This window comes from uncultured Leifsonia sp. (assembly GCF_945957465.1).
GTDB lineage: Bacteria > Actinomycetota > Actinomycetes > Actinomycetales > Microbacteriaceae > Leifsonia.
Map to the genome: position 1 here is coordinate 29649 of NZ_CAMFLC010000010.1, position 24083 is coordinate 53731.

Sequence of the window (24083 nt, forward strand, 5' to 3'; positions counted from 1 at the left end):
CGAGAAGCGCGGCACCGGTCTGGTGGCTGAAGTACGCGCCATCGGACATGAGCGGAAGGTAGGCCAAGCACAAGTCCCGCAAACCTTGCGGCACAGTCGGCAGGTGCACGGAGTGAAACGGACTGTGAGATGGAATTCGCATCCCCTCATCGTGGCGAGGTGCACACTCGCAGCGTCGCGTGCCGCCGCATCTGTGGACAACGCGCCCCAGCCCCGCACTGTGCGGACGCGCGATTCGTCACGAATGTCGACATTCGTGGCACGAAAGTCGACATTCGTGACGAATGTCGCGGTTAGAGTTCGTCGCGCCAGGAGTGGGTGGGGGCGTAGCCCAGGATGCGGCGGGCCTTGTCGATCGAGAGGAGGGTGTCGTTGTTGTCGAGGTCGTCGCGCTTCAGCGGGACGCCGGGGAAGACCTCGGCGATCAACTCGGCGTTGGGACGACTCATCACGGTGTCGGCCGCGGCGATGATGAACCGGTCGAAGCCGGTGGTGTCCCACTCCAGTGCCCGCATGATCGCCTGGGCGCCGTCGCGGGCGTCGATGTAGCCCCACAGGTTCCACTTGCGCGCGCGTGCATCCGCGTCGTACGACGGGAAGGCCGCATAGTCCGACGGCTCCATCACGTTCGAGAACCGCAGCGCGACGATCTTCAGCGCCGGGTCCCAGCGCACCAGTTCGATCGCCATCTGCTCCTCGAGGTGCTTGACCAGGGAGTACGTCGACTCCGGACGCGCCGGGTAGTCCTCGTCGACCGGGATGTACGGCGGCGGCACGTCGAACGGGAGGCCGAGCACGGTCTCGCTCGACGCGTACACGACGTTGCGGATGCCGGCGCGACGCGCGGCCTGGAACACGTTGTAGGTGACCCGGATGTTGTTGTGGAACGTCGCGACGTCACTCAGGATGCCGGGCGCCGGGATCGCCGCCAGGTGCACGATCGCGTCGAAGCCGTCGTGGAGGTCGTTGACGCCGAGGATGGCGTCCAGCGTCTGGCCGAAATCGGTGAGGTCGACCCGGACGAAGCCGGCGCCGCGCTCTCCCGTCGCATCCAGATTGACGACGGTGTGGCCCGCCGCACGTAGTTCACGCACGACGGTGCGTCCGAGCTTTCCCGATCCTCCGGTGACTGCGATGTCCATGGGATCGAGTCTAGACGGACGCTAGAACCAGTCGCTCTCGCGCACCTGACGCATCGCTTCGCGCCGGGTCTCCTTGTCGAGGCGGTCGAGGTACAACCGGCCGTCGAGGTGGTCGGTCTCGTGCTGGAGCGCCTGGGCCATGACCCCGGTGCCCGACAGCTCGATCTCGTTGCCCTCGAGGTCGATGCCGCGCACCCGCGCGAACGGGTAGCGGGCGGTCTTGAACCACAGGCCGGGCACCGACAGGCAGCCTTCGTCGACGAGTTCGGGCTCGCCCGACACCTCCACCAGCTCGGGGTTGATGATGTAGCCGATCTCGCCGTCCACGTTGTAGCTGAACGCCCGCAGGCCGACCCCGATCTGCGGGGCGGCGACGCCGGCGCGGCCGGGCGGCACGACGCTGTCGATCAGGTCCTCGACGAGGCCCCTGACGCCGTCGTCGATCTCGCGGACCGGTTCGGACGGAGTCTTGAGGACGGGGTCGCCGAACAGGCGGATCTGGCGTTCGGTCACGGGGATCTCCTCGGGCGCGCGCAGGGCGCGATCACTGCGGACGGGTGGTTCAGGCGCGCTCGGCCGGCAGGCCCTCGACCACGAGTGCGGCGAGGGCGCGAGCCGAGAGCTTGGTCAGCGGCTTGAGGTCCTTCCAGGACACCACCGAGCCGGCGGCCAGCTGCGGGTCGTACGGGATGCGGACGATCTCGCGCACCCGCGAACGGAAGTGCGACTCGATCTCCTCGAGCTTGACCAGGTTCGTGGCGTGGGTGGCGGTATTGAGGGCGACCACCGCATTCCGTACGAGGTCCGTGTAGCCGTTGGCCTCGAGCCAGGTGAGCGTCTCGGAGGCGAGACGCGCCTCGTCGACGCTGCCGCCGGACACGATCACCAGCGAGTCGGCCCGCTGGAGCGTCGCGCGCATCACCGAGTGGACGATGCCCGTTCCGCAGTCGGTCAGCACGATGGAGTAGAACCGGGCCGACAGATCCGCGACGACGTTGTAATCGTTCTCGTCGAAAGCCTCCGACAGCAGCGGATCGGTGTCGGATGCCAGGATGTCGAGCCGGGTCTCGTCGCGTGAGACGAGCGCTGAGAAGTCGGTGAAGCCGCCGATGCTCGCCGCCTTGTGGACGACGTCGCGCACGGTCGCCCTGGTCTGCTTGGGGACGCGCTCCGAGAGCGTACCGCGGTCGGGGTTGGCATCGATCGCGATGATGCGGTCTTCGCGCGCATCGGCCAGCGCCATCCCGAGCAGGGTGGTGACGGTCGTCTTGCCGACCCCGCCTTTGCGCGTCAGCACGGGGACGAATCGCGTGCCGCCCTCGAACTGCTTCTGGATGCGGTGGTCGAGCTCCTTGCGCGCACGCACCTTCGCGGAGTCGCCGAGGTTCACCGTGCGGAACGTGACGTTGTACACGAACCGCTGCCACGGGCCCTCCGGCCCCGGCCGCGTCTTGCGGTTGACCTCCAGCAAGCGGTCGGCGGTCAGCATGGCGGCCGGCTCGGGCTGCGGCGAGTGCTCGCCGCGCAGCCGGTCCCGACGCGACTGGCCGAACGCCTCGGCGTGCCCTTCGGCGCCGGGCGGCGGAACAGAACCGCTCGCGGCCGGGTCCGACTCCGTCGACGTCGGAGAAGCCGCGAGCCGCGATGCGACGATGGCGACGGACGTGGTCGTCGGGTCGGTCGGCGACTCCACGAAGCCCGGATTCACGGGGACGTCGTCGATCGCGACCGCGGCCTCGTCCTCCGGGATCTCTTGGGGCGGGGACGGCGGCAGGTCGACGGCGATGCTCAGCGTCGTGTCGACCTCGAGCGGCGACGGTCGGAAGCTGGGCTTCTCGTTCGCCGCCTCGAGGTCGCCGCGTTGCGGCTCCTCCGGCTTGTCGGCCACGGTGGTCACTCCTTCTGCCGCTCGACGCGAGACGACTGCGACAGTTTATCGGGCGGGGTCAGGCCGGTGTGATGACGACCAGGAGGTCGCCCGCGTCCACCTGCTGGGTCTTCGGGATCGCGAGGCGCTCGATGGTTCCGGCGACGGGGGCGGTGATGGCCGCCTCCATCTTCATCGCCTCGATCGACGCGACCGACTGCCCGGCCGCCACGACATCGCCCGGCACGACGTGGAGGGTGACCACGCCCGAGAACGGAGCGGCGACCTGGCCCGGCTTGGCCGTATCGGCCTTCTCGGCCGCCTTGGCCTCCACGACGATGCTGCGGTCGCGCACGAACACCGGGCGCAGCTGACCGTTCAGCGTGGTCATGACGGTGCGCATGCCCTTCTCGTCCGCCTCGCCGATGGCTTCCAGGCCGATGTAGAGCCGTACGCCCTTGCTGAACTCGATGACGTGCTCCTCGCCGGCGCCGAGGCCGTAGAGGTAGTCGACCGAGTCGACGACCGAGAGGTCGCCGAACAGCTCGCGCATCTGCTCGTAGATGCGGGTCGGAGCGGGGAACAGCAGGCGGTTGAGCGCCGCCCGGCGTGCGGTGCTGGAGCCCTCCAGCGCTTCGGCGTCGGCAGGCGAAATGTCTTCGACACCGACCTTGACGGTCTTGCCCGCCAGCACCTTCGTCCGGAACGGCTCCGGCCAGCCGCCGGGCAGCTCGCCCAGCTCGCCCGCCATGAACCCGACCACGGAGTCGGGGATGTCGTAGTTCTGCGGGTTCTCGGCGAAGTCGTCCGGGTCGGCGTGCACGGCCGCGAGATGGAGCGCGAGGTCGCCGACGACCTTGGACGACGGTGTGACCTTGGGGATGCGGCCCAGGATCCGGTTGGCGGCGGCGTACATGTCCTCCACCAGCTCGAAGTCCTCCGCGAGTCCCAGCGCCTTGGCCTGCTGCCGCAGGTTGGACAGCTGGCCGCCCGGGATCTCGTGCTTGTACACGCGGCCCGTGGGGCCGGGCAGGCCCGACTCGAACGGCCGATAGACCTGGCGCACAGCCTCCCAGTAGGGCTCGAGGTCTTCGACGGCCGACAGGGAGATGCCGGTGTCGCGCTCGGTGTGCGCGAGTGCGGCGACGAGCGCGGAGGCACTCGGCTGGCTGGTCGTGCCCGCCATCGGCGCGCTGGCCACGTCGACCGCGTCGGCACCGGCGCGCGAGGCCGCGAGCAGGGTCGCGAGCTGGCCGCCCGGGGTGTCGTGGGTGTGCACGTGCACCGGGAGGTCGAAGCGCTCGCGGAACGCCGCGACCAGCTTCTCCGCGGCGGCGGGACGCAGCAGTCCGGCCATGTCTTTGATCGCGAGGATGTGAGCGCCCGATTCCACGATCTGCTCAGCCAGGCGGAGGTAGTAGTCGAGCGTGTAGAGGTCTTCCGCCGGGTCGAGCAGGTCGGCGGTGTAGCAGACGGCGACCTCCGCCACGCCGGTACCGGTCGCGAGCACCGACTCGATCGCGGGTCGCATCTGCGAGACGTCGTTGAGGGCGTCGAAGATGCGGAAGATGTCGACGCCGGTGCTGGCCGCCTCGCGCACGAAGGCGTCGGTCACCTGCGTCGGATAGGGCGTGTAGCCCACCGTGTTGCGGCCGCGCAGAAGCATCTGGATGTTGATGTTGGGAAGCGCCTCGCGCAGGGCGGCGAGCCGCTCCCACGGGTCCTCGCCGAGGAAGCGCAGCGCGACGTCGTAGGTCGCACCTCCCCACGCCTCGACCGAGAGCAGCTCGGGGGTCAGCCGTGCGACGTACGGGGCGACCGCGAGCAGGTCCTTGGTGCGGACACGCGTCGCCAGCAGCGACTGGTGCGCGTCACGGAAGGTGGTCTCGGTGACCGCGAGCGCGGTCTGGGCGCGCAGCGCGTCGGCGAAGCCCTTCGGCCCGAGTTCGAGCAGCCGCTGCCGCGAGCCGGAGGGCGCAGGCACGTTCAGGTCGACGCGCGGGAGCTTCTCGACGGGGTTCGCGACCTCCGGCCGGGGTCCATTGGGCTGGTTGACCGTGACGTCGGCGAGCCAGTTGAGCACCTTGGTGCCGCGGTCCTTGGACGTGCGGCCCTTGAACAGCCCGGGACGTTCCTCGATGAAGGAGGTGGAGACGTTGCCCGCGATGAAGTCCGGGTCCTCCATGACCGCCTGCAGGAACGGGATGTTCGTGGCGACGCCGCGCACGCGGAACTCGGCCAGCGCGCGCCGGGCCCGCAGCACGGCGGCCGGGAAATCACGCCCGCGCGTGATGAGCTTGGCGAGCATCGAGTCGAAGTGCGGGCTGATCTGCGCACCCGGGTTGATCGTGCCGCCGTCGAGGCGGATTCCGGCGCCGCCCGGCGACCGGTACGTGGTGATCTTGCCGGTGTCGGGGCGGAAGTTCGCCGTCGGGTCCTCGGTGGTGATGCGGCACTGGAGGGCGGCGCCGCGCATCTGGATGCTGTCCTGGCCGAGCCCGAGGTCGGCGAGCGTCTCGCCGGCGGCGATGCGGATCTGCGACTGCACCAGGTCGACGTCGGTGATCTCCTCCGTGACCGTGTGCTCGACCTGGATGCGCGGGTTCATCTCGATGAACACGTGCTGGCCGGCGCGCTCGCCCGCGGTGTCGAGGAGGAACTCGACGGTGCCGGCGTTCTCGTAGCCGATGGACTTGGCGAAGGCGATGGCGTCGCGGTAGAGCGACTGCCGGATCTCCTCCGAGAGGTTCGGGGCCGGTGCGATCTCGACGACCTTCTGGTGGCGGCGCTGCACCGAACAGTCGCGCTCGAACAGGTGGATGGTGTCGCCCGTGCCGTCGGCGAGGATCTGCACCTCGATGTGGCGCGGGCGCAGCACGGCCTGCTCCAGGAACATGGTCGGGTCGCCGAACGCGCTGTCGGCCTCGCGCATGGCCTCTTCGAGCGATGCGCGCAGCTCCTCCTTGCGGGCGACCCGGCGCATGCCGCGGCCGCCGCCGCCGGCGACCGCCTTGGCGAAGATCGGGAAGCCGATCTCGTCGGCGCCCGCGAGCAGCTCTTCGATGTCGCGCGACGGCGGGGTCGACTTGAGCACGGGGACCCCCGCGGCGATCGCGTGCTCCTTGGCCGTCACCTTGTTGCCGGCCATCTCGAGCACCTCGGCACGCGGGCCGATGAACGCGATGCCCGCGGCGCGCGCGGCGTCGGCGAGCTCGGGATTCTCGGAGAGGAAGCCGTAGCCCGGGTAGATCGCGTCGGCGCCGGATTCTTTGGCGACGCGGATGATCTCCTGCACGTCGAGGTAGGCGCGCACCGGGTGCCCCGGTTCGCCGATCTGGTAAGCCTCGTCCGCCTTCAGCCGGTGCATCGAGTTGCGGTCTTCGTAGGGGAAGACCGCAACCGTGGCGGCGCCCAGCTCATAGGCGGCGCGAAAGGCTCTGATGGCGATTTCACCGCGGTTGGCAACGAGGATCTTACGGAACATGGGAACCTTTCGAGCAGGGGTCGGCACCACACAGCAAACGGTTAGGTACTCCAAGACTAGTGAAGGTAACGTGGCTGTCGTGCACGTACTCAGCGTTAGTTCCCTCAAGGGCGGTGTCGGAAAGACCACGGTGACGCTCGGTCTGGCCTCGGCGGCGTTCGCGAAGGGGCTCCGGACGCTCGTCGTCGACCTCGATCCACAGTCCGATGTCTCGACCGGCATGGACATCCAGGTCGCCGGCCACCTCAATGTCGCCGACGTGCTCGCCTCCCCCAAAGAGAAGATCGTCCGCGCGGCGATCGCGCCTTCGGGGTGGACCAAGGGCCGCGCCGGCAAGGTCGACGTCATGATCGGGAGCCCGTCCGCCATCAACTTCGACGGTCCGCACCCGAGCATCCGCGACATCTGGAAGCTCGAGGAGGCCCTGGCCAACGTCGAGCACGACTACGAGCTGGTCCTGATCGACTGCGCCCCGTCGCTCAACGCGCTCACCCGCACGGCCTGGGCGGCGAGCGACCGCGTCGCCGTGGTGACCGAGCCCGGGCTCTTCTCGGTGGCTGCGGCCGACCGCGCACTGCGTGCGATCGAGGAGATCCGCCGCGGACTGTCACCGCGCCTCCAGCCGCTCGGCATCATCGTGAACCGGGCGCGCGTGCAGTCGCTCGAGCACCAGTTCCGCATCAAGGAGCTGCGCGACATGTTCGGCCCGCTCGTGCTCGCACCGCAGCTGCCGGAGCGCACATCGCTGCAGCAGGCGCAGGGCGCCGCGAAGCCGCTGCACGTCTGGCCGGGTGAAAGTGCGCAGGAGATGGCGCACAACTTCGACCTCCTGCTCGAGCGGGTCCTCCGCACCGCCAAGATCGGCGAGTACGCGGTCGCCGGCTCCTGAGCACGATCGCGACGACGCTCGAATTCTGCGAGAAACCGTCGAGTACACGGAGATTCCGCGGACTCGACGGTTGAGGTCTATGCCGATTGAGTTCTGTGCCGATTGAGGTCTGAGCCGGTTGAGAACGGGTCGCTCAGGAGGCCCTGGACTTGGCGGCTCGGCGCGCAGCGAGCTCGTCGAGATCGTCGCCCTGGGTGTCGAGCTCGACGAGGGAGGACTCCACCTCGCGCAGCACCTTGCCGACCGCGATGCCGAAAACGCCCTGACCGCGGCTGACGAGGTCGATGACCTCGTCGTTGGAGGTGCACAGGTAGACGCTCGCGCCGTCGCTCATGAGCGTGGTCTGGGCGAGGTCGTTCACACCCGCTTCGCGCAGCTGGTTGACCGCAGTACGGATCTGCTGCAGCGAGATTCCGGTGTCGAGAAGGCGCTTGACGAGCTTGAGGACGAGGATGTCGCGGAAGCCGTAAAGACGTTGCGAACCGGAGCCGGCAGCGCCGCGCACCGTGGGCTCGACGAGACCGGTGCGCGCCCAGTAGTCCAGCTGGCGATACGAGATGCCGGCGGCACGCGCCGCGACAGCACCGCGGTAGCCGTTGGCGTCGTCCATCTCGGGCAGGCCGTCGGTGAACAGCAGGCCCAGGTCGTACCGGGCGGCGCCGCTGTCACGACTCAGTTCGCTCATGGTGCTTGCCTCTCGCCCTGGGCTATGGATCAGCGGCTCGGGATGAGCCGCTTCATCAACGGTACCCATCCCCCGGTCGCCGGGCAACGACATCCGGCAATCGTCGTCGGCGTGTCGGAGCTCAGGGACGCAGACGCTCGAGCGCGGACCGGATGATACTGCCCCGCACCACGTCGAGCTGGCCGGCGATCTCGCGCGCCAGCTCGGCGGTCTGCGGGCGTGAGGTGACGTCGTTGCGTCGCGCGAGCGGCACGAGAGCCGTCTCGATCAGTCCGATCTCGCGCTCCGCCGCCGCGCGGAATCCGCGGAGGTGCCGCGGCCCGATCCCGGTTCGGGAGAGCTCGGCCAGGGCGCGCAGCACGGTCAGCGCCTCCTCGCCATAGACATCGGCCGGCACGATGAGCGACGCGCTCACGGCCTCCTGAAGCAGTTCAGAGCTCGCTCCGGCCTCGCGCAGCAGCTCATCGCGCTGGAACCGTCGCCCGGCCGGCAGCATCGACGCCGCGGCCCCGACCGAGGATGCGCCGGGAATGGGCGGGTCGCCACCCGCATCCACCTCGGCGAGATACTTCTTGATGACCTTGAGCGGCAGGTAGTGGTCGCGCTGCATCGCGAGCACGGTGTGCAGCCGCTCGACATCGGCCGGCGAGAACTTGCGATACCCCGCCGCCGTGCGCGAGGGGGTGATCAGCCCGCGCTCCTCGAGGAACCGCAGCTTGGACGACGACAGATCCGGGAACTCCGGAGTGAGCCGTGCGAGGACCTGGCCGATCGAGAGCAGTGCGGGCGAGGCGGCCTGGGCTCTCGCTGCTTGCCGCGCCACGGAGGGCGGCCCTAACCGTTCGCCGCTGCGGCGAGGTCTTGGCGCGAGGCGTAGAACGTGAGGCGGAACTTGCCGATCTGGACCTCGGACGAGTCGCTGAGCAGTGCGCTCTCGATGCGCACGCCGTCGTAGTAGGTGCCGTTGAGCGACCCCAGGTCGCGCACCTCGAAGGCCGTGCCGCGCCGCGTGAACTCGGCGTGCCGACGCGAGACCGTCACATCGTCGAGGAAGATGTCGGCGTTCGGGTGGCGTCCGGCGCTCGTCACATCGGCGTCGAGCAGGAATCGCGCACCCGTGTTCGGCCCGCGCCGCACGATCAGCAGAGCCGAGCCGGACGGCAGGGCGGCGATCGCCTCCTGCTCCTCCGGGCTGACCTCTCCGTCGACCGGGAACATCTTGGAGACGAACTCCTCGCCGAAGCGCGCGGTCGTGTCCTCGTTCCCCGTCGCAGAATTGCGCAGGGGGTTCGCGGCGTCGCGACCGTCGTCGTCCCCGGCCGGGAATCGTTCAGCGGGATAGTTCTCGTCAGGCACCGTCAACCTCCTCGTGATCAAGCCTATCGGAATGTTGCCCGCTGTCATCGGCCGGAAGGCGGATGACCCGGGCGGTCTCGCGAATGTAGACGATTCCGGCCCACCAATAGAGGAACGCTCCCCACAGAGCGAAGGCCCAGCCCAGCGGCAACGAGTAGGGCGCGAGCGGGTCGAACGCCTCGCCCAGCATGAGCAGGGGAAGCGCCCAGAACAGGCAGAACGTGGCGACCTTGCCCAGGTGGTGCACCGGGAGCGGGCCGAAGCCGTGATTCGCGAGGATGACGCCGAGCACCGCCAGCATGACGTCGCGCGCGACGATGACCGCCACCAACCACCAGGGGATGACCTCCCGCCAGGCGAGGCCGACGAGTGCGGCGAAGATGTACAGGCGGTCGGCCGCCGGGTCGAGGAGCTGGCCGAGACGCGAGACCTGGTGCAGTTTCCTGGCGAGCCAGCCGTCGAGGAAGTCCGTGATGCTCGAGACGATGAGCACGCCGAGCGCGAGCGCGTCCTCCCCCACGATCACGAGCCACAGGAACACCGGCACGAGCGCGAGCCGGAAGAAGCTGAGAGCGTTCGGGACCGTCCACACGCGCGAGCTCACCGTGCCGACACCATCCACGTTTCCACTCTAGTGACCGCCTGGGATGCTCCGCGCGGGGGCGGCGCTCCGCGCGGGCAGCCGCGTCGCGGAGGACCCGCGCGCCTAGGATGTGGGCGTGGAGCCCTTCATCGTCTGTCTCTGGATCCTCGCCGGCGTGTGCGCGATCACCTGGGTGCTGTCCCTGATCACCGGTGAGCACTCCTGGGTCGACCGCATCTGGTCGGTCGTGCCGGTCGCCTACGTCTGGGTCTTCGCGGGCGCCGCCGGGCTCCAGGACGCGCGCCTCGACCTGATGGCCGGCCTCGTCACACTGTGGGGCGCACGCCTCACCTTCAACTTCGCGCGCAAGGGCGGCTACGCGCCGGGCGGGGAGGACTACCGCTGGGAGGTGCTGCGCGGGCGGATGAGCCGCGGCGCGTTCGCGGTGTTCAACCTGTTCTTCATCGTGATCTATCAGAACGTGCTGTTGCTGCTGATCACCCTGCCGGCCTGGACCGCCTACCTGCACCCGACGCCGCTGAACCCGCTCGACCTCGTCTGCACCGTGCTCTTCCTGCTCTTCCTCGCGGGCGAGACGATCGCCGACCAGCAGCAGTGGGACTTCCACCAGTGGAAGAAGCGGGAGATCACCGCGGGGAGGCAGCCGAGCCCGCGCTTCCTGCAGACCGGCCTGTTCCGGTTCTCGCGGCATCCGAACTTCTTCTTCGAACAGGCCCAGTGGTGGGTCGTCTTCCTCTTCGGTTGCGCCGCCGCGGGCTCGATCCTGCAGTGGGCGGTCATCGGCCCGCTGCTGCTGACCGGGCTCTTCGTCGGCTCGACGGTGTTCACCGAGAGCATCTCGCGTTCGCGCTACCCCGAGTACGCGGACTACCAGCGGCGCACGTCGCCCGTCGTGCCGTGGTTCCCTCGGCGCGGAGACGAGACGGTCACGGCGCGGTCGTGACCGCGCGCGCCGGGCGCGGGAAGGCCTCACGCATGTGGTCGGAGTCGAGGTAGCCGGCCACGCCGATCAGGATGAGGCTGAACACGATCTGCTCCGTGACCATCCAGAGCGGGTACAGCCCGGGGATGGCGGCGATCACGAGGGTGACGACCGGGAAGATCTTCGAAAAGAGCCGCAGGCGCGAGTACGCCCAGTAGTAGCCCTTCCTGGCGCGCCAGGCGAAGTAGAACAGCGTCACGGTCATGCCGAGCACGACCACGGACCGCATCCAGACCGCGAACGGCACCGAAACGCCGTCGAACGTCAAGACGACGGCGACGACCACCGCGGTCGTGCCGATCAGGAGTTCGGCGACCAGCAGCCACGCGATGACCACGAACGCACGCCGTGTCCGCGGGTGGTCGCGCCCCTCCTCTGGAACGGTGTAACCGGCGTGGCGTCCGCCCGCGATCCGGTCGAGCCGTCGGAGCAGGGATTCCATGCATTCACCGTAACGCGACGCGGCTGGGAGATGCTTCCACCTTTCGATGGATCGTGCGCGTACGGTGGAGTCATGTCCTGCATCCGCTTCAACACCCCCGCCCAGCGTCAGGCCATGCGCGACCACCGACCGGCGATGCTCACCGCGGAGGAGGCCGCCGCGCTGCACCCGGCGCCGGAGTTCACGGAGAGCAAGCTGCGGAGGCTCCGGCTGCTCGCGGCCGACCCGAACCCCAAGATCCGGGAGGCCGTGGCGTCCGGCTACAACACCCCGGAGGACCTCTTCGCCGCGCTCGCGAACGACCCGGACGAGGGCGTGCGCGGGTGCGTGGCCAAGAACGAGGCGACGCCGTGCGACATCCTGCGCTCGCTCGCGGACGACCGCTCCGAGACGGTCCGCGGCTGGGTCGCCGTCAACTACTCCGTTCCGGCGGACGTGATGGCGAAGCTGGCGAAGGACCGCAGCCGCACGGTGCGCAGCCTCGTGAAGTGGAAGGCGCAGCTGGCCGACGAGGAGGGCGCGGCGCAGCGGTCGCCGGCCGAGCCGGCGCTCCGCCCATGACGGGCGTCCGCGTCGACGCCTGGGCCTGGGCCGTGCGCCTCTACAAGACCCGGTCGGCGGCGTCGGACGCGTGCAAGGCCGGCCACCTCAAGGTCAACGGCGACCGGGCGAAGCCCTCGCAGCAGGTGAAGGTCGGCGACGAGGTGCGCGCCTACGTGGGCGGATCCGAGAAGATCTACATCGCACGCAGACTCATCGTGAAGCGCGTCGGGGCCGCGATCGCCGCCGAGTGCTTCGAGGACCGCACTCCGCCGCCGCCTCCGAAGACCGAAGCGCCCTCCGACATCACGCGCGAGCGCGGGGCGGGTCGGCCCACCAAACGCGACCGCCGTCTGCTCGACCAGCTCAGGGGCCGCTGATGGCGGTGGCGCGGGTCGGCATCTCCGGCTGGACGTACGCGCCCTGGCGCGGCGTGTTCTATCCGAAGGGACTGCCGCATCGCGCCGAGCTGGAGTACGCGTCGTCCACGCTCGACTCGATCGAGATCAACGGCAGTTTCTATGCACTGCAGAAGCCCTCCAGCTATCGCACGTGGGCGCAGAGCACTCCGGACAGCTTCGTGTTCGCGGTCAAGGGCGGCCGGTACATCACCCACATCCTGCGGCTGCGGAACGCCCGGGCGGCGCTGGCGAACTTCTTCGCCTCCGGCGTCCTCGCACTCGGCCCCAAGCTCGGTCCGTTCCTCTGGCAGCTGCCACCGACGCTGCCCCTCGACCCGGAGGCCCTGGACGGGTTCCTGACGATGCTCCCTGCGACCGCGACGGCCGCACGGGCGCTGGCGGCCGAGACGACGCTCGAGGAGGACCGCACCGACCTGACGTCCGGCGGCGAGCGTCCGCTGCGTCACGCGGTGGAGGCGCGGCATCCGAGCTTCGCCGATCCCGAGTTCGCACGGATCGCGCGCGCGCACGGCGTCGCCGTCGTGCTCGCCGACACCGCGGGCCGGTACCCGGTGATCCGCGAGGTCACGGCCGACTTCGTCTACGTGCGCCTCCACGGCGACGAAGAGCTCTACGCGAGCGGGTACACCGACGAGGCGCTCGACCGCTGGGCCGCCGAGCTGCAGGGGCGGCTCGATTCCGGCCTGGACGTCTACGCCTACTTCGACAACGACATGAAGGTGCGCGCACCGTACGACGCGATGGCGCTCCGCGAACGGCTGCGCTGACCGCCGGCCCTTCGGCGGAGGTCAGTCCTGCAGCACCGACATCACGTTGCCGGCCGGGTCGCGGAACCACGCGATGTCCGGTCCGCGATTCACCGCTTTGCCGCGCGCGATGCCTTTCTCGTCGGTCGGGAAGGTGTCGTCGTCGTAGATCTTCGTCACGACTCCCTTGGCGTTGAGTTCGTCGACGGCGGCGTCGATGTCCGCCACGACGAGGTTGAGGATGGTGAAGCTCGCAGGCCGGTGATCCGGCTTCGGGTAGACGAACACGTGACTGCCGGCGGGGAGGGCGATGTCGAGGTTGCCCATCGGGCCGTCCGTCACGTCGAGGCCGAGCGCGTCACGATAGAAGGCGCGCGCTGCGTCGATGTCGTTCACGCTGAATCCGCTGAAGATCTCGAGAGTGTTGACCATGGCGTCCACTCTGCTCCGGCAGGAGCCGGGCGTCTAGACGAAGCGGACGGCCTCCTGCAGCCGGGGCCGCAGCTCGAAGGCGCGGTCGACGCTCTCGCGGCCGGCGGCGTTCGCGCCGTCGCGCAGCACTGTGGGCAGCAGCGAGCGCCGCACGACCAGCGATCCCGCGAGGCGGCCGCGCTGGACGATGTCGAAGGGGACGGCGAGCGCGTCGTCGGGGACCACGACGATGAGGCCGGTGAACCGGACGCCGGCCTGGCGGCCGAAGCTCTTGGCCGCGGCGTGCAGCTCTCGGAAGGGCTCCTCGTCGCGGCCGATGCCTGAACCCGTGAGTTCACCCTTCGCGAGCTTGACCTCGCCGCCCCAGTCGGCCGAGCGCACGGCGAACAGCCCGGCGGGGCCGAGCACGATGTGGTCGAGCTTGGCGTCGGTCGCCGGGTGGACCGCCACGTCGTTCCAGATGGTGAAACCGATGCCGAGTCCGGAGACCGCCCGCGCGGTGGCTTCCTCGGCGAGCGCCTCCGCCAGCAGCATCCGGATCTCCCGCGGCGCGGAGCGGACCAGCGCGGGGTCGTACGGGTCGGCGTCGGAGCCGCGTCCCATCCACTCGCGCATGAGTGTGAGGAAGCGCTCGCGCGCGCGACCGCCGGGGTGGCCGTAGCTGCGCGCCCGCACGGTGGCCCCGCGCGACGACGTGCGCGTGGGGTGCACGGTCGCGCTGAACCCCGCTCCCCCGGATTCGCCCGCCACCGCATCGACCACGAGACTCTCGCCGCGGTCGTAGCGTGCGCGGTCATCCGGATCGCCGACCAGCTCCCAGGCGGTCTGCACCGCCTGGAACGCGGCGGCGGTCCCCCCGGTGTCGGGGTGCGTGGCCCGGGCGAGCCGACGGTAGGCGCGGCGCAGTTCCTCCTGGCTGACGGTCGCACTGACGCCGAGGACCTCGTAGGGACTCGGTGCGGCGGGACTGTCGCTCATGGGTCACGACATTAGCGGGTGGATCCGCGAATTCCCTTGAATTTCGTCGAGGGCGGATCCGATTGAGGACGGAATGTGACCGCTATCCCTCCTACGCTGGAATCACCGGAACGGAAAACCGAAAGGGCAGCAATCATGACCATCAGCGACTGGCGCATCGAGCTCATCGTCCTCCCCGTCACCGACGTCGACCGCGCGAAGGCGTTCTACGTCGACGCGCTCGGCTGGAACGCCGACTTCGACCACCGCGTCTCCCCCACGCTGCGCTTCGTGCAGGTGACGCCTCCCGGGTCGGCCTGCTCCATCGCTTTCGGGGAGGGCCTGACCGACATGGTCCCCGGCACGATGAAGGGTCTGCAGATCGTCATCCCGGACGCCGACGAAGCGCTGGCCCATCTGCGCGAGAACGGCGTCGACGCGGTGGGCGTCGACGAGCAGTCCTGGGGTCGGTTCGTCTACTACAGCGACCCGGACGGCAACGGCTGGAGCCTGCAGGAGCTGCCGGCGCGGTCCGCCGAGGCGGGCGCGTGACCGGGTCGGCTCAGCCCGACTCGGCTCAGCTCAACGCGTAGGCGATCAGCAGGAGGGTGACGACGAACCCGCACGCGTAGTTGATCCAGAGGAAGCGCCGCCAGCCCCGGTTGGCGGCGCTCGCGCGTTCGTCGGGAAGCGACCAGAACGGCGCGGCGGCCAGGAGGTACGGCACGGCCAGGAGCGCTGCCAGCGGGCCGGGCCACGCCGTCCCGAGCATCGCCAGCCCGGCCGCCGCCCAGGCGGCCATCGCGAAACGCGTCGTGCGCGCGGCGCCGAGCACGGTGGCGACGGAGGCGATGCCCGCCTCGCGGTCCGGGACGATGTCCTGCACCGCGCCGAACGCGTGACTGCCCACACCCCACAGGAAGAACGCGAGCAGCAGCAACAACAGACCGGGCGTGAAGACGGCTCCGGCCAGCACGAGACCGTAGACCGCGGGGCTTACGAAGTGGACGCTCGAGGTGGCCGAGTCCAGGAACGGCACCTCCTTGAAGCGGAGTCCCTTGACCGAGTACGCCAGGAGCGCGAAGAGGCTGACGGCCAGCACGAGCCACGACGCGGGAGACCCGACGATCACCAGGAACACCAGGAACGGCAGGTTGGTCACCGCGGCCGCGATGAGCGTTCTCCGGTGCACTCGGCGGTCGAGCAGGGCGCCCTCTGCTCCCCCCTTGCGCGGGTTGCGGAGGTCGGACTCGTAGTCGAAGACGTCGTTGATGCCGTAGAGCGCGAGGTTGTACGGAACGAGGAAGTAGAGCGTCCCGATCACGAGGACGGCGTCGACGCGTCCGACCGTGAGCAGGTAGGCGGCGGCGAACGGGAAAGCGGTGTTGATCCAGCTGAGCGGCCGGGAGGCGACGAACAGCTGGCGCAGAAGCGAAGGCTCGACGGTCGTGGTCATGCCGGCCTCCGCCGGAGCAGGATCCAGAGGCCGCCGACGAGCACCAGGCCGGCGACCGGATAGGCGAGATCCTCCACCGGTACCAGGCCGATGCGTGCGCCCGTCAGCGTGTGCGGAGCGTACGTCATCAGACCCGCGGCGATCATCGCGTTGTCGAAGACGATCGTGAGCCCGACCAGGACCGCGCCCGTCACCACAGCCGGCGCCCACCAGCGACGCAGCAGGCGCCTGCGGTCGGGCGCGCGCACGAGGGCGACGGCGAGGACGGCGCCGGCGAGACCGAGGAAGACGAGGTCGATGAGGAGATAGGTCATCGGCGCCTCCCGTCGTGGCCGACGAGCTCGCTCGGCTCGCGGCGGCGCGCCGTCACCCGGTCGAGGACGGCGCGGCCGCCGAACAGCAGGATGAGCGTGAGGTAGCACAGGAAGGCCAGGAACACCGGCTCCTCGAGCGGGAGCTCGGGGGCGAGCTCGATGCCGGTCATGAAGGGAGACCTCCCGCGCGCGAAGACACCGGCGACGATGCCCACGGCGTCCCAGGCGAGGAAGAAGGCCAGCGCGACGACCAGCACGACCGCAGCGCGGCGGGCATCTCGCCAGAAGACCAGCCGGAACCGGCTGTCCAGCAGCACCAGCGCACCGGAGGCCGCCAGCAGGCAGACGAGGTAGGCGAGACTCACCGGACCCGCTCCGCACGGGCGACGGGTGCCGGCGGCTCGGCCAGCCGCTCGGCCGAGACGTCGCCGCGCAGACGCTTGACGACGAGCTCGGCGCTGATCAGGCACATGGGCAGCCCGATGCCGGGGATGGTGGACGACCCGGCGTAGAGCAGGCCGTCGACACGGCGCGAGGCGTTGCCCGGCCGGAAGAAGGCGCTCTGCCGCAGCGTGTGCGCCAGGCCGAGGGCGCCCCCGCGCCAGGCATTGTAGTGCTGGGCGAAGTCGTCGGGTCCGACCGTGCGACGTACCACGACGCGGTCGGCGAGGTCGGGGATGCCCGCCCAGGCGGCGATCTGGCCGATCGCGGCGTCGGCGGTGCGCTCGACGACGCGGTCGCCCGCGCCGTCCACACCGCCCGCGCCGATCGACACGTCGGCCGCCACCGGGACGAGGACGAAGAGGTTCTCGTGACCGGCCGGTGCGACGTTCGGATCGGTCGCACTCGGCATGCAGACGTAGAGCGAGGCCGGATCGGGGACTCCGGGGTGCGAGCCGAACACTCTCGCGAAGCCGGACTCCCAGTCGGACGTGAAGAACAGGTTGTGGTGCGCGAGCTGCGGCAGTCCGCCGCGGACGCCCAGCATGGCGAGCACGGCGCCGGGGCCGGGATCGCGGCGGCGCCAGGCGCGCTCCGGGTGAGTGCGCAGCGCGGGCGGCAGCAGCTCTGTCTCGGTGTGGTGCAGGTCGGCCGCGGAGACGACGAGGTCGGCCTCCGTCACCTGCCTGCGGCCCCCGGCGTCCACCCATTCGACGCCGGAGACCCGCGGCCTCCGTCCGGCGCCGGTCTGAATGGCGACGGCACGCGCCCCGGTCACCAGGTTCGCCCCCGCGCCCTCGGCGAGCGCCGCGATGCGCGCGATCAGCTCGGCGAACCCGCCCATCGGGTAACGCACGCCGTCGTCGAGGTCGAGGTGGCTCATCAGGTGGTACATGCTCGGCGCGCGTCCCGGGGACGTGCCGAGGAAGACAGCGGGATAGCCCAGGAGCTGACGCAACCGGGTGTCCTCCACGAAGCCCGCCGCATACCGGTCGAGCGGTTCGAGGAGCAGCCGGGCGAGCCGCCCGAGCCGACGGAGCACGGCCCCGTTCAGGAGCGGCCGCGGCGATGCGTAGGTCGCGTACAGGAAGCGGTCGACGGCGAGGCGATACGTCTCGGACGCGCCCGCCAGATACCGGTCGAGGGCGGCGCCCGCCCCGGGCTCCACGCTCTCGAACAGCGCACGATTCGCCGCGCCGTCGGCCCGCACATCGAGCGTCGTCGCGCTTCCCTCCGCGAACAGCCGGTATCCCGGGTCCAGGGTCACCAGGTCGAGTTGCTCGGCGGCGCTGGTTCCGAGGAGCCGGAAGAAGTGGTCGAAGACCTCCGGCATCAGATACCAGGAGGGGCCGGTGTCGAATCGGAAACCGCCGGCCTCCCACACCCCGGCGCGCCCGCCGAGGACATCCTGTTGCTCGAGGACGGTCACGTGATGGCCGTCGTGAGCCAGCAGGGCGGCGGTGGCCAGGCCGGAGATGCCGCCGCCGATGACGACGGCGCGGCGCGGCGCGGGCGCACGGTCCGTCATCGCAGCGCCCCCGCCGCCGCGCGGAGAAGCACGGCCAGCTTGGTGCGGGTGGGCACACTCACCCGATGGGCGATCAGGTCGGACGCCGGCGTGATGCGGATGCGGTCGCTCAGCTCGGCGAACAGGCCGTGGGCGGCCGTGATCGCGCGGCGGCAGTTGTCCGGCAGCTCCGGGATGACATCCGCGGCCGCGCCCAGGTCGCAGTCGATGTCGACCACCAGGGCGAGCTTCTGCCGCTCGGTCAGCTGCGTGGGGTCGATGCCGGGGAAGTAGCTGCGGCCGAGTTCGGCGTAGTCGACGGCGAGGTCGCGCAGGAAGTTGATCTTCTGGAACGCGGAGCCGAGCCGCCGCGCACCCGCCTCCAGGCGTCGTCTCGTCGGCTCGGGCACCGGGCTGTCGTGGAGGAACACGGCGAGGCACATCAGGCCGACGACTTCCGCCGACCCGTAGATGTAGGCGCTCAGCTCGTCGGCGCTGAAGTCGACGGGGTCGAGGTCGCGACGCATCGACGCGAAGAACGGACGCGTCAGTTCCGGCCCGAAGCCCGCCGCGCGGGCGGTGCGCGCGAAGGCGTGGACCACGACGTTGGCGCTGTATCCGGTGCGCATCGCACGCTCGGTGTCGTCCTCGAGCGCGTCGAGGACCGCCGCGATCTCGTCGGGGGCGAGCCCGGCCTCGGCCGCCGCTCCGTCCACGATCTCGTCCGCCACCCGGACCAGGGCGTAGATGTCTTCCACCCCCGGGCGGACCGAGGGCGCCAGCAGGCGCGTCGCCATCCCGAACGACGTCGAGTACTCGTGGATGATCGTCGCGGCGCTGCGATGGGCGGCCTCTCCGTAGAGCGTGAGGTCGGTCGGCGGGGTCGAGGCTCCCGCGGGCGCCGGTGCGGTGCGGGTCATGACGCGCGCCCGATGCATCCGCGAGCGAGCCGGGCGAGGGTCGCGGCCAGCTCGGCGGGGACCAGCGGCGAGTCGAGCGAGGCGATCGCAGTGGCGACCTGTTCGGCGAGCAGTCGCTCGACGAACGCCCGGGCGCCGCATCGCTCCAGCGTCGCGGCGGCCTGCGCCGCCTCGGCTGCCGTCAGGTCCGGCCGCCCCAGAACAGCTTCGATGCCGGGCCAGTCGCCCGTGCCGCGCGCGAAGGCGATGAGGGAGGTCTGCTTGCCCTGTCGGAGGTCGCTGCTGGCGCTCTTGCCGGTCACGTCCTCTTCGCCGAACACGCCGAGAAGGTCGTCGCCCAGCTGGAACGCCGTGCCCACGAGTCGCCCGAAGTCCGCCAGGAGGCCGACGAGTTCGTCTCCCGCCCCGGCGAGCGCGGCACCCGCCGCGAGCGGAGCGGCCACGGTGTAGACCGCGGTCTTCTCCTCGGTCATGGCGAGGACGTCGTCGATGCCGCCGTCGGACAGCGCGGTGGCGAGGCCGACGTCGGCCAGCTCGCCGGCCGCCGTCACGAACACCGCCCGGTCGAGCAGGTCGAGGATCAGCGAGCGAGCCGGCTCCGGCGCCGACAGGCGCGCGACGCGCTGGGCTGCGGCATGGAGCAGGAGGTCGCCCGCCAGGATCGCCGCGGACTGGCCCCAGAGCAGAGCATGGGGCGCCGTGGCACCGCGGGCGAGCGCGTCGGCGCTGAACTCCCCCGCCACGTTCGGACGACCGCGGCGCACCGTGTCGCCGTCGATCACATCATCGTGGAAGAGGAACGCGGTGTGCAGGAGCTCGAACGCCAGGGCGGTCTGGACCGCGTCGGAGCGCCGGCCGGCTCCGCCGAGCCCGTGGTAGGCGGTCAGGACGAGCCGCGGACGCAGTCGCTTGCCGCCGTGAGCGGACTCCGCCACGCTCTGCCAGAGCCGGCGGTACGCCCCTCCGTGCGCGGCCGCCTCGTCCTCGCGCCCGGCGAGGAAGGCCGAGAACTCGTGCTCGACGAGCAGCAGGTCCGCTTCGACCGCGTCGGCGATCGTCTCCGTCGGGCTGCTGACGTCCGCGACTTCCGGATGGAGCTGGGTCATCAGACCCTCCCTTACCTAGCCAGGTTAGAAAATAACCTAGCACGCTTCTTACATCCGGCAATAGGATGTCCGCATGAGTTCCAAGGACGAGGCGCGTCGCATCTCGGGGGCGCTGATCGACCCGCGCGTCATCGATCCGCGGCAGGAGCTCGTGCGCCACGACAACCTCACCGATGACGAACTCCAGCAGATCATCGGCGTCCTCGATGCCGTGCGGCATTGGCGTGAGGCGGAGCAGCGGCTGAACCTCGAGTCCCGCACCGCCCTCCAACTCAACGAGACCGACATGAAGGCACTCCGCTATGTCATCGCGTCGATGAATGCGGACGTCGCGGTGACCGCGGGCGCACTCAGCGAACACCTCCACGTGTCGACCGCCTCGGTCACCAAGCTGCTGGACCGGCTGGAGCGCGCCGGGCACATCGTCCGGCGCCCGCACCCGACCGACCGGAGGGCCGTGACCGTCGGGATCACCCCCGAGACGCACCAGCAGGTGCGCCGCACCATGGGGATGCAGCACGCCCGCCGTTTCGAGGTGGCGCGCAGTCTGACAACCGATGAGCGGAAGGTCGTCACCCGGTTCCTCGACGACCTCACCGCGACGACGCTGGTCAGCGCTCCTCCGGAGTGACCCCGGCGCGGCGCCGCGACGCGGCACGCTCGGCCTCCAGGACGATCCGATTCGCCATGCCCTCGAAGATCACCCCGTGGAACGGCAGCACCGCCAGCCAGTACAACCGCCCGGGCAGACCGTGCGGGAAGAACACGGCCCGCTGCCGGTAGCGGCTGCCGCCGTCCACCGGCCGGACGCCGAGTTCGAGCCATGCGCGACCCGGCACGCGCATCTCGGCGCGCAGCCGTACCTCGGAGCCGCGCTCGAGATGCTCCACTCGCCACCAGTCGAGGGCGTCCCCGGTCTGGAGCCGGTCGGCGTGACGGCGTCCCCGGCGCAGCCCGACGCCGCCCACCAGCTTGTCGGCCCAGCCGCGCAGCGCCCACGCGAGCGGGAACGAGTACCAGCCGCGCTCCCCGCCGATCCCCTCGATCACCCGCCAGACGTCGTCCGCGCCGGCCCGGCTCGTCCGTTCCCGGACGTCGGTGTAGACCGTGTGCCCCGACCAGTCCGGATCGCTGGGCAGGGGGTCGCTGGGGGCGCCCGACACGGAGGCGTCCCTCCAGCTCGTCTCGACGGCGCCGTCACGGAGCCGCGCGAGCGCGAGCCGGACAGCGGCCCGGTAGCCGGTGAGGCCGCCCTCCGGCGGCGGGATCAGCGCATCGATGTCGCTCTCGCGCGCCACGCAGTCGTATTGCAGCGATTCGATGATGGGCACGGCGAGCGCGCGCGGGATCGGCGTGACGAGGTTGACCCACTGCGACGCCAGCCACGGCGTGAACACCGGGAGCGCAGCGATCGGACGCTGCCGCAAGCCGGCCTCCAGCGCGTACCCGTTCATCATCTGCCCGTAGCGCAGGATGTCCGGGCCGCCGATGTCGAACGCGCGCGAGACCTCCGCGGGGAGGTCGAGCGCCCCGATCAGATAGTGCAGGACATCGCGCACGGCGATCGGCTGGATGCGGTTGCGCACCCAACGCGGGGCCGGCATGTACGGCAGCACATCGGTCAGCTGGCGGATCATCTCGAACGACGCGGATCCCGACCCGATGACGACGCCCGCCTGCAGGACGATCGTCGGCACGCCGGAGCCGAGCAGGATCCGACCGACCGCGACGCGCGAACGCAGATGACGCGAGAGCGGACCATCCGGGTGCAGAGCACCCAGATAGACGATCCTGCGCACGCCGGCGGCAGCCGAGGCGTCGGCGACGTTCTGCGCCGCCCGCGCCTCGTCGGCGTCGAAGTCTCCCGTCGCCCGCATGGAGTGCACCAGGTAGTAGACCGCGTCCATGCCGCTCACGGCCCGCTCCACCGCCGCCCGGTCGCCGAGGTCGCCTTCGACCACCTCCACGTCGTCGCGCCACGGCACATCCGTGAGCTTGACGGGCGAACGCACCAGCACGCGCACCCGGTGGCCGCGCTCCAGCAGGCGCGGCACCAGGCGACCTCCGATGTATCCGGTCGCACCGGTCACGAGTACACGCATCGCCGTCACACGCCCGAACATACCCCTCGCCGCGATACGTGCATCCCCGGGTGGTCCGGTACGGTTCTCGCATGGGCAAGCTTGTTTACGGCGGGACGACAGAGATCGGCTTCGAGGATCGCGTCCTCGCCCACCTGCAGATCGTCGTCGGCCTCAAGCTGCGCCGCAAGGAAGGCTTCTTCTTCTCCTGGCGCGACGAGCAGAGCGTCGGCGACGGCCGGAGCGCCATCTGGATCGACCCCGCCATCCCGTTGCTGTTCCGCTACAGCGGCGGCCGTCCGCCGAAGATCAACAAAGCGTGGCTCGAGCAACTCACCCTGTCCTCCAACAGCGCCCAGGGTCTGCAGCTGACCGAGGAGATCGGCGCTCTCGGCGCGGACGAGGTCAACGCGGACGCTCCCCCCGGCCGCTGAAAACCACGAACTCGCTGAGAGAAGCTCAGCGAACCTTGATCGGCAGCACGGCCCCCGCTTAGCCTGTGCGGGTCCCGGCATTGCCGCGACGTCGAACCAAGGGAGGCCCTCATGGCTCCAGCAGACGACGAACCCGTCGCCGCCCCGGTGGCGCCCGCAGAGGCTCCCGTCGCAGAGCCGGTCAGCGCACCGGCGGACGCCGAGGCGGGCGCGGACGAAGCCGCGCCCGGAGACCGGGCGGGCGATATCCCGTTCGAGCAGGCGGTCGCTGAACACGAGAACCCCGAGCTCGCCTGAGCCCGGGGTCCCCGTTCGTCCCGCGGTCGCTCAGCGGAGGTACTCGAGCAGCTCCGGGCTGCGCAGTCGCTTGAGGCTGCGCGTCTCCAGCTGGCGCACGCGCTCGCGGGTGATGCCGTACACCTCGCCGACCTCGTCGAGCGTCATCGGCTTATGACCGTCGAGGCCGAAGCGCATGCGCACGACCTTGGCATCGCGCGGCGGCAGGTCGCGCAGGCGCTCTTCCAGGTCACGGTGCCGGAACTCGACCTCCACCGACTCGGACGGCCCGGGAGCGTCGCCGTCCTCGATGAGGTCGCCGAGCTCCGCGCCCTCGTTCTCGCCGACGGGCACGGCCAGCGACACGGTCTCGGAGTCGCTCATCTGCAGCTTGTGGACCTCGGCCGGGGTCAGGTTGGCGGCCTCCGCCATCTCCTCCAGCGTCGGTGTGCGGCCGAGCTCTCCGCCGAGGTCGCGGCGGATGCGGTCGAGCTTGTCGATCTTCTCCACGGTGTGGACCGGGATGCGGATCAGGCGGGCGGTGTCGGCGATCCCACGCAGGATCGACTGCCGGATCCACCAGGTGGCGTACGTGGAGAACTTGTTGCCGGTGCGGTAGTCGAACTTCTCGACAGCGCGGACCAGGCCGAGGTTGCCCTCCTGGATCAGGTCCATGACGGCCAGGCCACGGCCCGCGTAACGCTTGGCGATGCTGACGACGAGGCGGAGGTTCGCCTCGATGAAGCGCTCGAACGCGCGCTTGCCGTCGTCGGCCAGGTATTGCAGTTCTCTCTTCTCGCGCGGGGTCAGTCCCGCACGGGTGGTCAGGCGTTCGCCGGCGAGCACGCCGACCTCGATCCGCTTGGCCAGGGCGACCTCCTCGTCGGCGGTCAGCAGGCGGGTCCGCCCGATCGAATTGAGGTAATCGCGTACCGGGTCATTTGTCACTTCGAGCGTCGTCATCGTGTCATCCCATCCCATCGTCCACAGAGTTCTTCTG

General features: G+C 70.2%; 28 protein-coding genes. 9 read left to right on the top strand and 19 right to left on the bottom strand.

Going from position 1 to position 24083, the window contains the following annotated elements; all coding sequences use genetic code 11:
* Positions 1-293: 293 nt before the first annotated feature.
* Genes Q0Q23_RS07150 through Q0Q23_RS07165 form a run of 4 tightly spaced genes read right to left on the bottom strand, consistent with a single transcriptional unit; the run spans position 294 to position 6493 of the window.
* On the bottom strand, positions 294-1142 hold the full coding sequence (locus tag Q0Q23_RS07150) for an NAD(P)-dependent oxidoreductase (RefSeq protein ID WP_295121455.1): 849 nt from the start codon (positions 1140-1142) through the stop codon (positions 294-296).
* Between the two features lie 21 nt (positions 1143-1163).
* Positions 1164-1655 carry a peptide deformylase gene (def, locus tag Q0Q23_RS07155; protein WP_295121457.1) on the bottom strand — a complete coding sequence of 164 codons (492 nt, stop codon included), beginning with the start codon at positions 1653-1655 and terminating at the stop codon, positions 1164-1166.
* A 49-nt stretch (positions 1656-1704) separates the two neighbouring features.
* Positions 1705-3030 carry a MinD/ParA family protein gene (locus tag Q0Q23_RS07160; protein WP_295121459.1) on the bottom strand — a complete coding sequence of 442 codons (1326 nt, stop codon included), beginning with the start codon at positions 3028-3030 and terminating at the stop codon, positions 1705-1707.
* Positions 3031-3088: 58 nt separating this feature from the next.
* Positions 3089-6493 (bottom strand): pyruvate carboxylase, encoded by a 3405-nt coding sequence (locus Q0Q23_RS07165; RefSeq protein ID WP_295121461.1) that lies wholly within the window; start codon positions 6491-6493, stop codon positions 3089-3091.
* 79 nt (positions 6494-6572) lie between these two features.
* On the opposite strand from Q0Q23_RS07165, the gene Q0Q23_RS07170 reads away from it, so the two are divergent.
* Positions 6573-7382, top strand: coding sequence for a ParA family protein (locus Q0Q23_RS07170; protein ID WP_295121463.1), 810 nt, complete (start codon positions 6573-6575; stop codon positions 7380-7382).
* A gap of 133 nt (positions 7383-7515) precedes the next feature.
* Here the strand turns inward: Q0Q23_RS07170 and Q0Q23_RS07175 are convergent, their stop codons facing one another.
* The 4 genes from Q0Q23_RS07175 to Q0Q23_RS07190 all read right to left on the bottom strand — a co-directional run bounded on the left by Q0Q23_RS07175 (position 7516) and on the right by Q0Q23_RS07190 (position 10045).
* Positions 7516-8067, bottom strand: a complete 552-nt coding sequence (locus tag Q0Q23_RS07175; RefSeq protein ID WP_295121465.1) for a MerR family transcriptional regulator — start codon at positions 8065-8067, stop codon at positions 7516-7518.
* Positions 8068-8188: 121 nt separating this feature from the next.
* Positions 8189-8890 carry a MerR family transcriptional regulator gene (locus tag Q0Q23_RS07180; protein WP_295121468.1) on the bottom strand — a complete coding sequence of 234 codons (702 nt, stop codon included), beginning with the start codon at positions 8888-8890 and terminating at the stop codon, positions 8189-8191.
* An 11-nt stretch (positions 8891-8901) separates the two neighbouring features.
* Positions 8902-9351 carry an FHA domain-containing protein gene (locus Q0Q23_RS07185; RefSeq protein WP_295121573.1) on the bottom strand — a complete coding sequence of 150 codons (450 nt, stop codon included), beginning with the start codon at positions 9349-9351 and terminating at the stop codon, positions 8902-8904.
* Positions 9352-9415: 64 nt separating this feature from the next.
* Positions 9416-10045: a CDP-alcohol phosphatidyltransferase family protein gene (locus Q0Q23_RS07190; RefSeq protein ID WP_295121470.1), complete on the bottom strand. Its 630-nt coding sequence runs from the start codon at positions 10043-10045 to the stop codon at positions 9416-9418.
* 91 nt (positions 10046-10136) lie between these two features.
* On the opposite strand from Q0Q23_RS07190, the gene Q0Q23_RS07195 reads away from it, so the two are divergent.
* On the top strand, positions 10137-10970 hold the full coding sequence (locus Q0Q23_RS07195; RefSeq protein ID WP_363316242.1) for a DUF1295 domain-containing protein: 834 nt from the start codon (positions 10137-10139) through the stop codon (positions 10968-10970).
* Here the strand turns inward: Q0Q23_RS07195 and Q0Q23_RS07200 are convergent.
* Complete coding sequence (locus Q0Q23_RS07200) at positions 10954-11451, bottom strand: hypothetical protein (protein WP_295121474.1); 498 nt, start codon at positions 11449-11451, stop codon at positions 10954-10956. The two genes, Q0Q23_RS07195 and Q0Q23_RS07200, sit on opposite strands and share 17 nt — an antisense overlap.
* Before the next feature lie 72 nt (positions 11452-11523).
* Here Q0Q23_RS07200 and Q0Q23_RS07205 point away from each other — a divergent pair, with 72 nt between their 5' ends.
* The 3 genes from Q0Q23_RS07205 to Q0Q23_RS07215 are packed head-to-tail and all read left to right on the top strand — an operon-like array spanning position 11524 to position 13180.
* Positions 11524-12012 carry a hypothetical protein gene (locus Q0Q23_RS07205; RefSeq protein ID WP_295121476.1) on the top strand — a complete coding sequence of 163 codons (489 nt, stop codon included), beginning with the start codon at positions 11524-11526 and terminating at the stop codon, positions 12010-12012.
* A complete protein-coding gene (locus Q0Q23_RS07210; RefSeq protein WP_295121478.1) occupies positions 12009-12371 on the top strand; it encodes an RNA-binding S4 domain-containing protein in 363 nt (120 codons plus the stop codon). The genes Q0Q23_RS07205 and Q0Q23_RS07210 overlap by 4 nt, the downstream gene beginning before the upstream one ends.
* Positions 12371-13180 carry a DUF72 domain-containing protein gene (locus tag Q0Q23_RS07215; RefSeq protein ID WP_295121480.1) on the top strand — a complete coding sequence of 270 codons (810 nt, stop codon included), beginning with the start codon at positions 12371-12373 and terminating at the stop codon, positions 13178-13180. Before Q0Q23_RS07210 ends, Q0Q23_RS07215 begins: the two co-directional genes overlap by 1 nt.
* A gap of 21 nt (positions 13181-13201) precedes the next feature.
* Here Q0Q23_RS07215 and Q0Q23_RS07220 read toward each other — a convergent pair whose 3' ends face one another.
* Together Q0Q23_RS07220 and Q0Q23_RS07225 are read right to left on the bottom strand one after the other, a co-directional pair.
* Complete coding sequence (locus Q0Q23_RS07220) at positions 13202-13591, bottom strand: VOC family protein (RefSeq protein ID WP_295121482.1); 390 nt, start codon at positions 13589-13591, stop codon at positions 13202-13204.
* Positions 13592-13624: 33 nt separating this feature from the next.
* On the bottom strand, positions 13625-14569 hold the full coding sequence (locus Q0Q23_RS07225; protein WP_295121484.1) for a DnaJ domain-containing protein: 945 nt from the start codon (positions 14567-14569) through the stop codon (positions 13625-13627).
* Between the two features lie 135 nt (positions 14570-14704).
* Between Q0Q23_RS07225 and Q0Q23_RS07230 the strand changes: the two genes are divergently transcribed.
* Entirely contained in the window at positions 14705-15100 is a 396-nt protein-coding gene (locus Q0Q23_RS07230; RefSeq protein ID WP_295121486.1) for a glyoxalase superfamily protein, read from the top strand.
* Between the two features lie 25 nt (positions 15101-15125).
* Here Q0Q23_RS07230 and Q0Q23_RS07235 read toward each other — a convergent pair whose 3' ends face one another.
* From Q0Q23_RS07235 to Q0Q23_RS07260, 6 genes are read right to left on the bottom strand one after another with little or no spacing between them, the layout of a single operon-like run.
* Positions 15126-16004 carry a prenyltransferase gene (locus Q0Q23_RS07235; RefSeq protein WP_295121489.1) on the bottom strand — a complete coding sequence of 293 codons (879 nt, stop codon included), beginning with the start codon at positions 16002-16004 and terminating at the stop codon, positions 15126-15128.
* Positions 16001-16318 carry a lycopene cyclase domain-containing protein gene (locus Q0Q23_RS07240; RefSeq protein WP_295121491.1) on the bottom strand — a complete coding sequence of 106 codons (318 nt, stop codon included), beginning with the start codon at positions 16316-16318 and terminating at the stop codon, positions 16001-16003. Before Q0Q23_RS07240 ends, Q0Q23_RS07235 begins: the two co-directional genes overlap by 4 nt.
* Positions 16315-16683 carry a lycopene cyclase domain-containing protein gene (locus Q0Q23_RS07245; RefSeq protein ID WP_295121493.1) on the bottom strand — a complete coding sequence of 123 codons (369 nt, stop codon included), beginning with the start codon at positions 16681-16683 and terminating at the stop codon, positions 16315-16317. The genes Q0Q23_RS07240 and Q0Q23_RS07245 overlap by 4 nt, the downstream gene beginning before the upstream one ends.
* Complete coding sequence (crtI, locus tag Q0Q23_RS07250) at positions 16680-18287, bottom strand: phytoene desaturase family protein (RefSeq protein WP_295121495.1); 1608 nt, start codon at positions 18285-18287, stop codon at positions 16680-16682. Before crtI ends, Q0Q23_RS07245 begins: the two co-directional genes overlap by 4 nt.
* Positions 18284-19186: a squalene/phytoene synthase family protein gene (locus Q0Q23_RS07255; protein WP_295121497.1), complete on the bottom strand. Its 903-nt coding sequence runs from the start codon at positions 19184-19186 to the stop codon at positions 18284-18286. Before Q0Q23_RS07255 ends, crtI begins: the two co-directional genes overlap by 4 nt.
* On the bottom strand, positions 19183-20292 hold the full coding sequence (locus tag Q0Q23_RS07260; protein ID WP_295121498.1) for a polyprenyl synthetase family protein: 1110 nt from the start codon (positions 20290-20292) through the stop codon (positions 19183-19185). The genes Q0Q23_RS07255 and Q0Q23_RS07260 overlap by 4 nt, the downstream gene beginning before the upstream one ends.
* A 73-nt stretch (positions 20293-20365) precedes the next feature.
* Between Q0Q23_RS07260 and Q0Q23_RS07265 the strand changes: the two genes are divergently transcribed.
* Positions 20366-20923 (top strand): MarR family winged helix-turn-helix transcriptional regulator, encoded by a 558-nt coding sequence (locus Q0Q23_RS07265; RefSeq protein ID WP_295121500.1) that lies wholly within the window; start codon positions 20366-20368, stop codon positions 20921-20923.
* Here the strand turns inward: Q0Q23_RS07265 and Q0Q23_RS07270 are convergent.
* Complete coding sequence (locus Q0Q23_RS07270; RefSeq protein WP_295121574.1) at positions 20904-22394, bottom strand: SDR family oxidoreductase; 1491 nt, start codon at positions 22392-22394, stop codon at positions 20904-20906. The genes Q0Q23_RS07265 and Q0Q23_RS07270 overlap by 20 nt on opposite strands.
* Before the next feature lie 71 nt (positions 22395-22465).
* On the opposite strand from Q0Q23_RS07270, the gene Q0Q23_RS07275 reads away from it, so the two are divergent.
* Both Q0Q23_RS07275 and Q0Q23_RS07280 read left to right on the top strand, forming a co-directional pair.
* Entirely contained in the window at positions 22466-22807 is a 342-nt protein-coding gene (locus Q0Q23_RS07275) for an ATP-dependent DNA ligase (protein WP_295121502.1), read from the top strand.
* A 111-nt stretch (positions 22808-22918) separates the two neighbouring features.
* A complete protein-coding gene (locus Q0Q23_RS07280) occupies positions 22919-23104 on the top strand; it encodes a hypothetical protein (RefSeq protein WP_295121504.1) in 186 nt (61 codons plus the stop codon).
* A gap of 30 nt (positions 23105-23134) precedes the next feature.
* On the opposite strand, the gene Q0Q23_RS07285 is transcribed toward Q0Q23_RS07280, so the two are convergent.
* Positions 23135-24046, bottom strand: coding sequence for a sigma-70 family RNA polymerase sigma factor (locus tag Q0Q23_RS07285; protein ID WP_295121506.1), 912 nt, complete (start codon positions 24044-24046; stop codon positions 23135-23137).
* Positions 24047-24083 lie beyond the last annotated feature (37 nt).

What these genes read in the sequence shown, in the direction of transcription:
- Q0Q23_RS07165 (WP_295121461.1), bottom strand. Translation starts at nt 6,493, where the DNA reads ATGTTCCGTAAGATCCTCGTTGCCAACCGCGGTGAAATCGCCATCAGA.
- Q0Q23_RS07205 (WP_295121476.1), top strand. Translation starts at nt 11,524, where the DNA reads ATGTCCTGCATCCGCTTCAACACCCCCGCCCAGCGTCAGGCCATGCGC.
- Q0Q23_RS07215 (WP_295121480.1), top strand. Translation starts at nt 12,371, where the DNA reads ATGGCGGTGGCGCGGGTCGGCATCTCCGGCTGGACGTACGCGCCCTGG.
- Q0Q23_RS07265 (WP_295121500.1), top strand. Translation starts at nt 20,366, where the DNA reads ATGAGTTCCAAGGACGAGGCGCGTCGCATCTCGGGGGCGCTGATCGAC.
- Q0Q23_RS07270 (WP_295121574.1), bottom strand. Translation starts at nt 22,394, where the DNA reads ATGCGTGTACTCGTGACCGGTGCGACCGGATACATCGGAGGTCGCCTG.
- Q0Q23_RS07175 (WP_295121465.1), bottom strand. Translation starts at nt 8,067, where the DNA reads ATGAGCGAACTGAGTCGTGACAGCGGCGCCGCCCGGTACGACCTGGGC.
- Q0Q23_RS07260 (WP_295121498.1), bottom strand. Translation starts at nt 20,292, where the DNA reads ATGACCCAGCTCCATCCGGAAGTCGCGGACGTCAGCAGCCCGACGGAG.
- Q0Q23_RS07150 (WP_295121455.1), bottom strand. Translation starts at nt 1,142, where the DNA reads ATGGACATCGCAGTCACCGGAGGATCGGGAAAGCTCGGACGCACCGTC.
- Q0Q23_RS07210 (WP_295121478.1), top strand. Translation starts at nt 12,009, where the DNA reads ATGACGGGCGTCCGCGTCGACGCCTGGGCCTGGGCCGTGCGCCTCTAC.
- Q0Q23_RS07275 (WP_295121502.1), top strand. Translation starts at nt 22,466, where the DNA reads ATGGGCAAGCTTGTTTACGGCGGGACGACAGAGATCGGCTTCGAGGAT.
- Q0Q23_RS07235 (WP_295121489.1), bottom strand. Translation starts at nt 16,004, where the DNA reads ATGACCACGACCGTCGAGCCTTCGCTTCTGCGCCAGCTGTTCGTCGCC.
- Q0Q23_RS07200 (WP_295121474.1), bottom strand. Translation starts at nt 11,451, where the DNA reads ATGGAATCCCTGCTCCGACGGCTCGACCGGATCGCGGGCGGACGCCAC.
- Q0Q23_RS07285 (WP_295121506.1), bottom strand. Translation starts at nt 24,046, where the DNA reads ATGACGACGCTCGAAGTGACAAATGACCCGGTACGCGATTACCTCAAT.
- crtI (WP_295121495.1), bottom strand. Translation starts at nt 18,287, where the DNA reads ATGACGGACCGTGCGCCCGCGCCGCGCCGCGCCGTCGTCATCGGCGGC.
- Q0Q23_RS07230 (WP_295121486.1), top strand. Translation starts at nt 14,705, where the DNA reads ATGACCATCAGCGACTGGCGCATCGAGCTCATCGTCCTCCCCGTCACC.
- Q0Q23_RS07280 (WP_295121504.1), top strand. Translation starts at nt 22,919, where the DNA reads ATGGCTCCAGCAGACGACGAACCCGTCGCCGCCCCGGTGGCGCCCGCA.
- Q0Q23_RS07225 (WP_295121484.1), bottom strand. Translation starts at nt 14,569, where the DNA reads ATGAGCGACAGTCCCGCCGCACCGAGTCCCTACGAGGTCCTCGGCGTC.
- Q0Q23_RS07255 (WP_295121497.1), bottom strand. Translation starts at nt 19,186, where the DNA reads ATGACCCGCACCGCACCGGCGCCCGCGGGAGCCTCGACCCCGCCGACC.
- Q0Q23_RS07240 (WP_295121491.1), bottom strand. Translation starts at nt 16,318, where the DNA reads ATGACCTATCTCCTCATCGACCTCGTCTTCCTCGGTCTCGCCGGCGCC.
- Q0Q23_RS07220 (WP_295121482.1), bottom strand. Translation starts at nt 13,591, where the DNA reads ATGGTCAACACTCTCGAGATCTTCAGCGGATTCAGCGTGAACGACATC.